10 protein-coding genes are annotated in these 12,087 nt (G+C 67.3%); 4 read left to right on the forward strand and 6 right to left on the reverse strand.

Translation table 11 applies throughout. The features are described 5' to 3' along the window. The first annotated feature begins 14 nt into the window (after positions 1-14). From pepE to AC5WJ1_RS10090, 4 genes are all read left to right on the forward strand, one after another. On the forward strand, positions 15-731 hold the full coding sequence (gene pepE / locus AC5WJ1_RS10075) for a dipeptidase PepE (protein WP_494476061.1): 717 nt from the start codon (positions 15-17) through the stop codon (positions 729-731). Positions 732-768: 37 nt separating this feature from the next. Next, the gene (locus AC5WJ1_RS10080; RefSeq protein ID WP_135705483.1) at positions 769-1,692 is read left to right on the forward strand and encodes a DUF1177 domain-containing protein; all 924 of its coding nucleotides are present in this window, start codon (positions 769-771) and stop codon (positions 1,690-1,692) included. Beyond that, a complete protein-coding gene (locus tag AC5WJ1_RS10085) occupies positions 1,689-2,396 on the forward strand; it encodes an AroM family protein (RefSeq protein ID WP_135705484.1) in 708 nt (235 codons plus the stop codon). The genes AC5WJ1_RS10080 and AC5WJ1_RS10085 overlap by 4 nt, the downstream gene beginning before the upstream one ends. 67 nt (positions 2,397-2,463) lie before the next feature. Then, the gene (locus AC5WJ1_RS10090; protein WP_434033644.1) at positions 2,464-3,456 is read left to right on the forward strand and encodes a Bug family tripartite tricarboxylate transporter substrate binding protein; all 993 of its coding nucleotides are present in this window, start codon (positions 2,464-2,466) and stop codon (positions 3,454-3,456) included. 24 nt (positions 3,457-3,480) lie between these two features. Here AC5WJ1_RS10090 and truB read toward each other — a convergent pair whose 3' ends face one another. From truB to rluB, 6 genes are all read right to left on the reverse strand, one after another. Beyond that, positions 3,481-4,437: a tRNA pseudouridine(55) synthase TruB gene (truB, locus tag AC5WJ1_RS10095; protein ID WP_135705486.1), complete on the reverse strand. Its 957-nt coding sequence runs from the start codon at positions 4,435-4,437 to the stop codon at positions 3,481-3,483. A gap of 85 nt (positions 4,438-4,522) precedes the next feature. Next, the gene (gene rbfA, locus AC5WJ1_RS10100; RefSeq protein WP_029046201.1) at positions 4,523-4,891 is read right to left on the reverse strand and encodes a 30S ribosome-binding factor RbfA; all 369 of its coding nucleotides are present in this window, start codon (positions 4,889-4,891) and stop codon (positions 4,523-4,525) included. Between the two features lie 59 nt (positions 4,892-4,950). Continuing rightward, on the reverse strand, positions 4,951-7,845 hold the full coding sequence (gene infB / locus AC5WJ1_RS10105) for a translation initiation factor IF-2 (RefSeq protein ID WP_133096490.1): 2,895 nt from the start codon (positions 7,843-7,845) through the stop codon (positions 4,951-4,953). Between the two features lie 93 nt (positions 7,846-7,938). Beyond that, entirely contained in the window at positions 7,939-9,414 is a 1,476-nt protein-coding gene (gene nusA / locus AC5WJ1_RS10110; RefSeq protein WP_029046199.1) for a transcription termination factor NusA, read from the reverse strand. Then, positions 9,411-9,899: a ribosome maturation factor RimP gene (rimP, locus tag AC5WJ1_RS10115; RefSeq protein WP_029046198.1), complete on the reverse strand. Its 489-nt coding sequence runs from the start codon at positions 9,897-9,899 to the stop codon at positions 9,411-9,413. Before rimP ends, nusA begins: the two co-directional genes overlap by 4 nt. 302 nt (positions 9,900-10,201) lie before the next feature. Next, the gene (rluB, locus tag AC5WJ1_RS10120) at positions 10,202-12,082 is read right to left on the reverse strand and encodes a 23S rRNA pseudouridine(2605) synthase RluB (protein WP_195427496.1); all 1,881 of its coding nucleotides are present in this window, start codon (positions 12,080-12,082) and stop codon (positions 10,202-10,204) included. Positions 12,083-12,087 lie beyond the last annotated feature (5 nt).

A 12,087-nucleotide genomic window follows, 5' to 3' on the forward strand; every position in this document is an offset into this window, starting at 1 on the left:
GGCAGCTCAATCCCATGGAACTCCTGTTACTCAGCAACTCCACCAGCGACGCGGGCTACCTCGTCCATGCCCACGACGCGCTCCGCGAACTGGCCGGCGGGCGCACCCGCGCCTGCTTCCTCCCGTTCGCCGGCGTCACGCGCGACTGGGACACCTATGAAGCGCTGGTGCGCGACGCGCTGGCCCCGGCCGGCATCGAAGCGCACTCGCCCCACCGGCTCTCCGATGCCGAATGCGTGCGGGCCGTGGAAGCGGCCGAACTGATCGTCATCGGCGGCGGCAACACCTTCCGCCTGCTGCAATGCCTGCGCGAACGCGGCCTGCTGCCCGTCATCGCGCGCCAGGTGGCTGCGGGCGCGGCGCGCTATATCGGCTGGAGCGCCGGCACCAACGTCGCTTGCCCGACCATCCGCACCACCAACGACATGCCGGTCGCCGACCCCGGCGGCCTCGATGCGCTCGCGCTGGTCCCATTCCAGATCAACCCGCACTACTTCAACCTGATGGTGCCCGGCTTCCGCGGCGAAACGCGTGACCAGCGGCTGGCCGAGTTCACGGTGCTGCAGCCGCAGGTGCCGGTGCTGGGCTTGCCCGAAGGCAACTGGGTGCGCGTATCGGGCGATCGCATGGAGATGGGCGGCGCGCATGGCGCACGCTGGTTCCTTGGCCAGGAGATCGTAGACGTCGCCCCCGGCGCATTGTCCGTGCCGGCCTGCGCCGCTGCCATCTGAGCCATCGCAATACAGGAAAGCAAGGAACCCAAGCAAGATGTCCATCAAGCAGGTGATTGAATCGATCGAGCTGCTGTCCGCAGCCAATGTCGACGGCGCAGCCGTTGCCGCTTTGCTGCGCGCGCGCGGCATCAGCGACGTAACGGTGACGCGCGTGGAAGAGAACGGCCTCTGCACCGACTTCCTCGCCTGCACCCTGCCCGGCCGCAACCCCGACGCGCCCGCGCTGGGCGTGGTCGGCCGCCTTGGCGGCGTGGGCGCACGCCCGGCCGTGACCGGCCTGGTGTCCGATGCCGACGGTGCGATCGTCGCGGTCGCCACCGCGCTGAAGCTGGCCGACATGGCCGCCGGCGGCGACGTGCTGGCCGGCCCGGTCCGCATCCACACCCACATCTGCCCGCATGCCGCCACCCGGCCGCACCAGCCGGTGCCAATGATGAAGTCGCCCTTCGCCATGCGCACGATGATGTCGCACGAGGTCCATCCGCAAATGGCGGCGATCCTGTCGGTCGACACCACGCGCGGCAACCGCTTCGTCAACCGGCGCGGCGTCGCGCTGACGCCGGTGGCCAAGGAGGGCTGGCTGCTGCGCCTGCCCGAACGCATGCTGGACCTGATCGGCTGGGTCAGCGGCGAGCTGCCGGTGGTGCTGCCGCTGACCACGCAGGACATCACGCCCTACGAGAACGGGCTGTGGCACGTCAATTCGATCATGCAGCCGGCCATCGTCACCGATGCGCCGGTGGTCGGCGTGGCGCTGACCGCGCAGACCACGGTGCCTGGCTGCGCGACCGGCGTGACCAATGCCCATGACCTGGATGTGGCCACGCGCTTCTGTATCGAGGTCGCGAAGCTGTTCGGCCAGGGCCAGTGCGCCTTCTACGACGTGGACGAGTGGGCCGAACTGCAACGGCGCTACGGCTCGCTGGCGCACCTGCAAACCGTCGGGGTGGCTGCATGACCGCCACGGCCGAACGGCTGCCGCGCGTGGCCTTCGTCACCATCGGCCAGGCGCCGCGGACCGACGTGGTCCCGCAGATGCTGGCCGACCTGGGACTGCCGGTGGCGGCGGAAGAATTCGGCATCCTCGACGACCTCGACGCGGACCAGATCGCCGCACTCGCTCCGGCCGCTGGCGAATACCGCTTTGCCAGCCGCCTGCGCGACGGCTCGCAGGCCGTGATGGGCAAGCCCGTGGCCGAGGCGATGCTGGCGCGGCTGATGGCATCGCTGGACGATGGCCGCTTCGACGCACTCGTGCCGCTATGCACGGGCACCGCGCTGCCACCGATGCGCACGCTGGTAATTGAGCCGCAGCAGGTGGTGGACCACCTGACCGTCGCGCTCGCCCAGGGATGCAAGCGGCTCGGCATCGTGCTGCCGCTCGAAGGCCAGGTCGACAGTTTTCACCTGATCGAGGCGGTGTCCTGCGAACTGCGCGTCACGCATGCCTCGCCTTATACCGATATGGGCACGGGGCGCTTCGCACAGGCAGGCGAGACGCTGCGCGGCTGCGACCTGGTGATGATGCACTGCATGGGCTACACCGAGGCGATGCGGGCCGAAGTCGCGCGCCATGCCGGCGCGCCGGTGCTGCTCTCGAACCGGATGGTGGCCAGGCTGCTCGGCCAGGTGCTGGAAGGCCGCGCCGGAAGCCGCCTGTGATGTGGCTTACGGGTAAGGGCAAGCCCGCTGACAGATTGCCCGTGACACTGCTGGAGTGGAAGTAACGATGGAAAAGGTGGCGAAGTGGATGGGGCCGCTGCTGCGCGGCATGGTGTGCATGAGCCTGGGCGCGGTAGCGGCCACGGGCGCGCATGCACAGGAGTGGAAGCCGTCGAAGCCGGTGCGGTTGCTGGTGGGCTTCGCGCCGGGCGGTTCTGCCGACCTGCTGGCGCGGCTGGTGCAGGGACCGTTGTCCGAAAGCCTCGGTGTGCCGGTGGTGGTGGAAAACGTCCCGGGCGCGGGCGGCAACATCGCTGCCGACAAGCTGGCCAAGGCGCCGGCTGATGGCTACACCATCGGCATGGGCGCGGCCGGTGCGATGGCGGTCACGCATGTGCTCAACGCGAAGGGCACGCCGTACAAGCCGGACGATTTCACGCCGATCGCCATGCTGGCGACGCAGCCCAACGTAGTGATCATCAACCCGGCATTGCCGGTCAGGTCGATGGCCGACTTCACCGCGTACGTGAAGAAGACGCCGCAGGTCACCTATGGCACGGCGGGCGTCGGCACGTCCAACCACCTGATCGCCGAGACCATGCTGCACCGCCTCGGCGTCGACATGGTCCACGCGCCGTACAAGGGCGCCACGCCGGTGATCACCGACCTGATGGGCGGCCATATCGCCATGACCGTGGACAACATCACCACGGCGGCATCGCTGGCCAAGTCCGGCAAGGTCCGCGCCATCGCCGTCACCGGCAGCAAGCGCTCGCCGCTGTTGCCCGACGTGCCGACGCTGGCCGAGAGCGGCCTGAAGGATTTCAATATGCCGACCTGGCAAGGGATCTTCGGCCCGAAGGACCTGCCCAAGCCGATCGTGGCCCGCTACAACCAGGCACTGGTGAAGGCGCTGGCGAATCCGGAAGTGAAGAAGAAGATGGCGGAGTTCGGCTCCGAGCCGGTCGGCGGCACGCCCGAGCACTTCGCCGGGTTCCTGGCGCAGGATCGCAAGATGTGGGCCGACGTGATCAAGGCAGCAAAAATCACGCTCGACTGATCCGCTCCCGGCGAGGAGCGGCGCCTACAGCTTGACCAGCCGCTCCGGCCGCAAGGCTCCCTCGCGCATGCGAGCAACGCCGAGCAGGCGCGCCGGCGCGCCGGCATAGACGCGCGCCAGCACGCCTTCCGCGATATCGGTGCCATCGGGCAGGTCCCGGTGCGCAATGCGCTGTCCCTGCAGGAAGCGCGCAGCGGCAGCTTCGTCCAGCGTCACGGGCGGACTTTTCTGCAGCAAGGCGTCGACGGGGGCCAGCATGTCCGGCCGCGCGGCATCGTCCTGTTGCTCGATCTGCTCGAGCGTCACCGCGCCGTCCAGCGTCAGGTCGCCCACGGCAATGCGGCGCAGGCCGGTCAGGTGGGCGCCGCAGCCCAGCGCCTCGCCGATATCCTCGGCCAGCGTGCGGATGTAGGTGCCCTTGCTGCAGGTCACGCGCATGGTGAACGCGGCCGTGGTGAACGCCGGGGGCAGCGCGCAACCCAGCAGTTCGATCGCATGGATGGTGACGCGGCGCGCGGCGCGCTCGACCGTCTGCCCAGCGCGCGCGTACTCGTACAGCGGGCGGCCATCCTTCTTCAGCGCCGAATGCATCGGCGGCACCTGTTCGATCTCGCCGGTAAAGCGCGCCAGCGCCTGCTCCACCGCGGCGCGGTCGCAGGTCACCTCACGGACATCGAGCAACTCGCCCTCGGCGTCGCCGGTACTGGAGCGCGCACCCAGCCGCACCACGGCGTCATAGGTCTTGTCCGCTTCCAGCAGGTCCTGCGAAAACTTGGTGGCCTCGCCAAAGCACAGTGGCAGCAGGCCGGTGGCCAGCGGATCAAGCGTGCCGGTATGCCCGGCCTTGTTGGCGCGCAACAGGCGCTTGGCGCGCACCAGCGCATCGTTGGACGACAGGCCCAGCGGCTTGTCGAGCAGCAGCACACCATGGACATCGCGGCGCGGCAGGCGCGGCGGACGGGCGGCGTTGGAATCGGTCATCGGAGGAAACAGGAGCGACGCTGATGCGGCGCGGCGTGCGACCCTGGCGGTCGCGTTGCCCATGCCTGGCGGCACGGGCACCGGCTCAGTCGTCTTTCGAACGCGTGGCGTTCGCTTCGTTGATCAGCTTGGACATCTCAATCGCGTGTTCGACCGAGGTGTCGTGCAGGAAGCGCAGCGTCGGCACGGTATGGATGTGCAGGCGCTTGTACAGCAGCGAGTGCAGGAAGCCGGCCTTCTCGTTGAGGATGGCTTCGGCCGTCGCCGGCTCGGCACCCAGCACGGTGAAGTGCACCTTGGCGTGGGCATAGTCCGGCGTCAGCGTGACCGACTGCAGCGTGACCAGGCCCAGGCGCGGGTCGCGCAGCTCGCGCTGGATCATCTCGGCCAGGTCCTTCTGGATCTGGTCGGAGATGCGGAGGTTGCGGGAGGAGATATTGCCTTTCTTGGCCATTCAATACTGTTCTGCTGAGATGACAACGGCAGGCCGAGGCCTGCCGTTGCTTGCGACGCTTACAGCGTACGCGCCACCTCGGTGATTTCGTACACTTCGAGCTGGTCGCCTTCCTGAACATCGTTGAAGTTCTTGATCGACAGACCGCACTCGAAGCCTTGCTTCACTTCCTTGACGTCGTCCTTGAAGCGCTTCAGCGAATCGAGCTCGCCGCTGAAGATGACCACGTTGTTGCGCAGCACGCGCACCAGCGAACTCCGCTTGACCACGCCGTCGGTGACCATACAGCCCGCCACCGCACCGACCTTCGGCACGCGGAAGACCTGGCGCACCTCGACCGTGCCGGTCGTGGTCTCGCGCTTCTCCGGCGCCAGCATGCCCGACATCGCCGCCTTGATCTCGTCTACCGCATCGTAAATGATGTTGTAGTAGCGGATATCGATGCCGTTGTGCTCGGCCAGCTTGCGCGCGCCAGCGTCGGCACGCACGTTGAAGCCGATGATGACCGCCTTCGAGGCCGTCGCCAGGTTGACGTCGGACTCGGAGATGCCACCCACGCCGCCGTGCACGATCTGCACGCGCACTTCGGCGGTCGACAGCTTCTGCAGCGATTGCACCAGCGCTTCCTGCGAACCCTGCACGTCGGCCTTGACGATCAGCGGCAGCGTTTGCACTTCGCCTTCCGTCATCTGCTCGAGCATGTTCTCCAGCTTGGCGGCCTGTTGCTTGGCCAGCTTCACGTCGCGGAACTTGCCCTGGCGGAACAGCGCGATTTCGCGCGCCTTGCGCTCGTCCGGCAGCACCAGCACTTCCTCGCCGGCGGCAGGCACTTCCGACAGGCCCTGGATTTCCACCGGGATCGACGGGCCGGCTTCCTTGGTCGGCTTGCCGTTCTCGTCGAGCATGGCACGCACGCGGCCGTAGGCGCTGCCAGCCAGGACCACGTCGCCACGCTTGAGCGTGCCGCTGCTGACCAGGATGGTAGCGATCGGGCCCTTGCCCTTGTCGAGCTGGGCTTCCACCACCAGGCCCTTGGCCGGGGCGTCGACCGGCGCCTTCAGTTCCAGCACTTCAGCTTGCAGCGACACCTGCTCCAGCAGGTCTTCGATACCGGTACCGGCCTTGGCGGACACCGGCACGAACGGCGAGTCGCCGCCGTACTCTTCCGGCACCACCTGCTCGGCCACCAGTTCCTGCTTGACGCGGTCCGGGTTGGCTTCGGGCTTGTCGATCTTGTTGATCGCCACCACGATGGGCACGCCGGCAGCCTTGGCGTGCGCAATCGCTTCCTTGGTCTGCGGCATCACGCCGTCGTCGGCCGCGACCACCAGGATCACGATGTCGGTCGCCTTGGCCCCGCGGGCACGCATGGCCGTAAAGGCCTCGTGACCCGGGGTGTCCAGGAAGGTGATCACGCCGCGGTCGGTTTCCACGTGGTAGGCACCGATGTGCTGCGTAATGCCGCCGGCTTCGCCCGCGGCAACCTTGGTGCGGCGGATGTAGTCCAGCAGCGAGGTCTTGCCGTGGTCGACGTGACCCATCACGGTCACCACCGGCGGACGCGGCAGCAGTTCGGCGTCGGTGTGCTCTTCACCGTCCACCACCAGCAGCGCTTCCGGATCGTCCAGCTTGGCGGCGAACGCCTTGTGGCCCATTTCTTCCACCACGATCATGGCGGTTTCCTGGTCCAGCACCTGGTTGATCGTCACCATCTGGCCGAGCTTCATCATCTGCTTGATGACCTCGGACGCCTTCACGGCCATCTTGTGGGCGAGATCCGCCACCGAGATGGTTTCCGGCACGTGCACTTCACGCACCACCGGTTCGGTCGGCGCCTGGAAGCTGCTGCGGCTGTCGTCATGCTGCTGCTGACGGCCGCCGCGGCCACGCGGGCCACCGCGCCAGCCGCCCACGCCGCCCGACGAATCGCCGCGCGTCTTCAGGCCACCGCCCTTCTTGCGGCTGCCTTCGTCCTGCCACGTGCCAGGCTTACCCACCTTGCCCTTCTTGTCGGCGGTGGTGGTGGTCGTGGCCGTGGTGGCGGGCTTCTTGTCGCCAGCCTTGGCTTCGGTCGCGGTCGCGGAAGCCGGCTTGACCGGCTTGTGCAGCGTGCCGGTCTGCTCGGCCTTCTTTTCTTCGGCCTTGCGCTCGGACGGCGCCTTCAACACGCGAGCCGGTGCATTCAGCATCTGCTGGATGGCGCGGGCTTCGGCTTCGGCAGCCTCGCGGCGCTTGCGCGCGGCAATCTCTTGTTCGGCACGAGCCTTGTCGGCGGCAGCCTTGGCCTCGTCGGCGGCCTTCTGGGCCTCGGCGCGCTCGGCGGCCACACGGGCCTTCTCGTCCTCGGCCTTCTTGCGCGAGGAGTCTTCCGCAGCCTCGGTCACGGCACGCGACGCAGCAGCCTCTTCCTCCGCCTTCTTGGCGGCGAGTTCGGCCTGGCGGCGCTGTTCCGCTTCCAGGGCTTCCTGGCGGGCACGGCGCTCGGCTTCCTCGCGCTCGGCAGCCTCGCGGGCGGCCTTGGCTTCGGCTTCCTGGCGCGCCAGCAGTTCGGCCTGGCGTCGTTCTTCCTCTTCGCGGCGTGCCTGCTCGGCCGTGTCGACAACCGGGGGCTGAGCCTCGGCCGTATCAGCGTGCGCCTCGGGGTGGGCTTCGTCGCGCTTGATCAGGACGCGCTTCTTGCGCACTTCGACCTGGACCGTGCGGGTCTTGCCGGCGCCATCCGACTGGCGGATCTCGGACGTCTCGCGCTTCGTCAGCGTGATCTTCTTCCGGGAGCTGTCGTCGGCCTGGCCGTGCGAACGCTTCAGATAGTCCAGCAGCCTGGTCTTATCCGATTCCGTGATGATGTCTTCTGGCGCAGCTTTGCCCACCCCAGCCGCCTGCAATTGTTCCAGCAGGGCAGCTGCGCTGCGACTCAGTTCTGCGGCCAGTTGGGCAACTGTTGTGCTTGCCATTCAAACCCTTTCAATGCTTGGTGTCTTCGTCGGGACAAATCGTATGCGGAAAGCGCGCCCGGGCTGGTATTGGCCAGCCCGGCCCCGTGTCCCTCAGTTGAACCAATGTTCCCGTGCTTTCATGATCAGCGCCTTGGCTTCTTCCTCGGTGACGCCGGTCATCTCGACCAGTTCGTCGACGGCCAGTTCGGCCAGGTCGTCACGCGTGTGGATATCACCTTCGGCCAGCTTGCCGATCAGTTCCGGGTTCAGGCCGTCGAGCGAGCGCAGATCCTGCGACACCTCTTCCACCTTTTCTTCCCGGGCCAGTTCCATCGTCAGGAGCGCATCACGCGCGCGGTTGCGCAGCTCGTTGACGGTGTCTTCGTCAAAGGCCTCGATCTCCATCATTTCACTGATGGGGACATAGGCCACTTCTTCCAGCGTGGAGAAGCCTTCCTCGATCAGGATGTCTGCCACTTCCTCATCCACGTCCAGCTTGGACATGAACAGCTTGCGCACGACATCGCTCTCTTCGGCCTGCTTCTGCGCCGATTCTTCCTGCGTCATGATGTTGATCTGCCAGCCGGTCAGCTCGGACGCCAGGCGTACGTTCTGACCACTGCGGCCGATGGCGACGGCGAGGTTTTCCTCGTCGACCACCACGTCCATGCTGTGCTTCTCTTCATCGACCACGATCGACTGCACTTGCGCAGGTGCCAGTGCGCCGATCACAAACTGCGCCGGGTCTTCCGACCACAGCACGATATCCACGGCCTCGCCGCCGATCTCGTTGCGCACCGCGGTCACGCGCGTACCGCGCACGCCCACGCAGGTGCCGATCGGGTCGATGCGCTTGTCATGCGCCACCACCGCGATCTTGGCACGCACGCCCGGATCACGCGCGGCGGCCTTGATTTCCAGCAGGCCCTGCTCCATTTCCGGCACTTCGTTTTCGAAGAGCTTGATCAGGAACTCGGGGGCCGTGCGCGACAACTCGATCTGCGGGCCGCGCGCGGCGCGGTCCACGTTCAGGATATAGGCACGCACGCGATCGCCGGTGCGCAGGTTTTCCTTCGGGATGATCTGGTCGCGGGCCAGCAGCGCTTCGACGCGGCCGGATTCCACGATCAGGCCCTTCTTGTCGGCGCGCTTGACCGTGCCGGTCATGATCTTCTCGCCGCGATCCAGGTAGTCGTTCAGGATCTGCTCGCGCTCGGCGTCGCGGATGCGCTGCAGGATCACCTGCTTGGCGGCCTGCGCGCCGATACGGCCGAACTCGACCGACTCGATCTGCTGCTCGATGTAGTCGCCAAGCTCAAGGCTGGGGTTCTCATCGCGGGCTTCGAACAGAAGGATTTGCTTGTCCGGCTCCTGCAGGCCCTGCTCGTCGGGAACGACCAGCCAGCGGCGGAAGGTTTCATGCTCGCCCGACTCGCGATCGATCGCGACCCGGATATCCACGTCTTCTTCGAAACGCTTCTTGGTGGCCGAGGCGAGCGCCGCCTCCAGGGCACCGAATACCACATCCTTGTCGACGTTCTTCTCACGCGCAAGCGCATCGACGAGCAACAGAACTTCGCGGCTCATTGCTTGTTCCCTTTTCTTTGATTTCCTTTGAAGTCGAATACCGGCACCAGGCGTGCCTTGTCGACATCGGATACGGCAAATTCCAGCAGTGCCGGGCCATCCTTGCCCTCGAACTCCAGGCCGACCTTCTCCGCGCCAGCCTCGCCGGCCGGTTCGCGCAGGATGCCCGTGAAGTTCTTCTGCCCGTTCACCGGCAGGCGCAGCGTCACGCGCGCCTCGGCGCCGGCAAAGCGGACGTAGTCGGCCAGCTTCTTCAGCGGCCGGTCCAGTCCGGGCGACGAGACCTCGAGGCGTTCGTAGTCGACGTTCTCGACCGTGAACACGTGGGTGAGCTGGCGGCTCACCTTTTCACAATCCTCGATGGCGATGCCGGTTTCAGGCTGATCGATATAGACACGCAGCAATCCGGCCGGGGCACGCTCGAGCTCAACCAGCTCATATCCCATGCCGTTAAGGGTGGTTTCGATCAAATCTGCCAGATGCACTGTTATCCCGAGTAATGGCCATCAACACCGTTGGCAGGCAAACCCGCCGCTGCCGTCCGGGACGACCCTGCTGCAGTGCTGCCTGTCCGCCATCCCGCACGCGCCGGGGCGCGGGACCGAATTCGGGCGAACCAAAAAAAAATGGGCGCAATGCCCATCATTCGCCCACCCTCGGCGAGGATGGCTTTTTGAATAGACTTGAATTATACGCGGATTATGTCGAAAAGGCAAAAGCCAGACATACTCGCGGATTACGCGCCGCGCCGGCGGGTCGTCACCCCGCCGTGCGCGGCATCAGGCACTCAGCGATTGCCGCCGCGATTGCCCCCGCGGCTGCCTCCGCGATTGCCACCACCGCCGCCGCCACGCTGGCCGCGATTTCCGCCTGCCTTCGCCGCCTTCGGCATGACGTTTCCGTTCGCCTCGCCGCCGCCACGACGCTGCGGCTTGCCTTGCCCGCCAAGCCCGGCGCCACCGCCACCACGCGCCTGGCGCGCGCCGGTGCCGCGGCCGCCGCCAAGGTTGGCCGCGTGCGAGGTCAGCAGCGTGGGGCCGTGGCTGATGTAGCCCATCGACGTCTTCATCGGATCCGGCTGGCCGCCGCGGCTGCCGCCCCGCGCACCGCCCTGCTCGTAGCGCGGCAGGCCGTCCATGCCGGTATGCATCGGCATGCCGGCAATCGCCGCTTCGGTACGCTGCTTGCGCCCGCCGACCTTGGTCGCGCCCTTGCCGGACTGCTCGCCCTTGCCTGGCACCTTCAGGCCGACGGCGGTCATCAGCGCCTTGACGTCATTGGGCTCGACCTCCTGCCAGCGGCCGCGCTTGAGGCCGCGCGGAAGCAGGAACTGCCCGTAGCGCGTACGGATCAGGCGCGACACGGTCAGGCCGACCGCCTCGAACATGCGCCGCACTTCGCGGTTGCGGCCTTCGGTCAGCGCCACGTGGTACCACTGGTTGACGCCCTCGCCGCCGCCGTCCGCGATGCGCAGGAAGTTGGCCTCGCCGTCGTCCAGCTTGATGCCGTGCAGCAGGCGCTGGCGGTCGGCTTCGGCCAGCTCGCCCAGCGTGCGCACCGCGTATTCACGTTCGACGCCGTAGCGCGGGTGCATGAAGCGGTTGGCGATATCGCCCGAGGTGGTGAAGATCAGCAGGCCCTCGGTATTGAAGTCCAGCCGGCCAATGGCGACCCACTTGCCGGACTTGATGCGCGGCAGGCTGTCGAACACGGTCGGACGGCCTTCCGGGTCCGACTGGCTGACGATTTCGCCGGCCGGCTTGTGGTACAGCAGCACGCGCGGCGGCTTGGTCGAGACCTTACGGTGAATCAGCTTGCCGTTGACGCGCACTTGGTCGGCCGGCAGGATGCGCTGGCCGATATGCGCCGGCAGCCCGTTGACCGAGACCCGTCCCTGCAGGATCAGCTCTTCCATTTCGCGGCGCGAGCCCAGGCCGCCTTCGGCCAGCACCTTGTGCAGCTTCGGGGCGTCGTCCTCGGCCGACAGCTCACGCACCGGCTTCGCCTTGGTGCGCGGGATGACCGTGTCTTCCTTGTCGTACTGCTCGGAAATCACGAAGCGGAACAGGTCCTCGCTGCTGGCCGCGGCCTTGTCGCCACCACCCTGGCCCTGGCCCTTGCGCTGGCCCTGCGGCTTGGCACCCTCCTTGCGGCGGCCCTGCGGCTGCCGGCCGGCAGCGCCCTGGCCCTCGGCCGGAGCGGCTGACTTGCCGCTGCGCGGGTTCGGCTTGCGCTTGCGGGGCGCCTGCTCACCCTTGTCCGCCCTCTCGGCTCTTTCGGCTTTCTCGCCGCTTTCAGCCTTGTGCGCCTTGTGCGCCTTGTCGGCCGGGGCCTGCGCCGACTGGCCGCCATCGCCCTGAGCCGGCTTGCGCTTGCCGCGGCCGCGCTGGGCACCGCGCCCGCCGGCCGCCGCTGGCGCCGGGGCCGCTTCCGCGGCGTCGCCGGGCATACCGGCCTCGGCGCCTTCGGCGCGGCCGGCATCGCGATCTTGCGTGGCCTGGCGGCGCGACGCCACCAGGTTCCTCAGCCCGCGGCGCAGCCCCTTGCGGCGGGGCGCGGCTTCGCTGCCCGATCCGGGTTCGGCGGCGCCGGAATCGGCGGGTGCGCCCGCATGGCGGGTGTCTTGCTCAACGGAATCAGACAAGATATTCACTATCGGATGTTGCATGTTGT

Source organism: Cupriavidus sp. MEYA8 (genome assembly GCF_059278825.1).

Bases quoted from the DNA above. Each gene is read 5' to 3' on its own strand.
- nusA (WP_029046199.1), bottom strand. From the start codon at position 9,414: ATGAGCCGCGAAGTTCTGTTGCTCGTCGATGCGCTTGCGCGTGAGAAG.
- pepE (WP_494476061.1), top strand. From the start codon at position 15: ATGGAACTCCTGTTACTCAGCAACTCCACCAGCGACGCGGGCTACCTC.
- infB (WP_133096490.1), bottom strand. From the start codon at position 7,845: ATGGCAAGCACAACAGTTGCCCAACTGGCCGCAGAACTGAGTCGCAGC.
- AC5WJ1_RS10085 (WP_135705484.1), top strand. From the start codon at position 1,689: ATGACCGCCACGGCCGAACGGCTGCCGCGCGTGGCCTTCGTCACCATC.
- AC5WJ1_RS10090 (WP_434033644.1), top strand. From the start codon at position 2,464: ATGGAAAAGGTGGCGAAGTGGATGGGGCCGCTGCTGCGCGGCATGGTG.
- truB (WP_135705486.1), bottom strand. From the start codon at position 4,437: ATGACCGATTCCAACGCCGCCCGTCCGCCGCGCCTGCCGCGCCGCGAT.
- rluB (WP_195427496.1), bottom strand. From the start codon at position 12,082: ATGCAACATCCGATAGTGAATATCTTGTCTGATTCCGTTGAGCAAGAC.
- AC5WJ1_RS10080 (WP_135705483.1), top strand. From the start codon at position 769: ATGTCCATCAAGCAGGTGATTGAATCGATCGAGCTGCTGTCCGCAGCC.
- rbfA (WP_029046201.1), bottom strand. From the start codon at position 4,891: ATGGCCAAGAAAGGCAATATCTCCTCCCGCAACCTCCGCATCTCCGAC.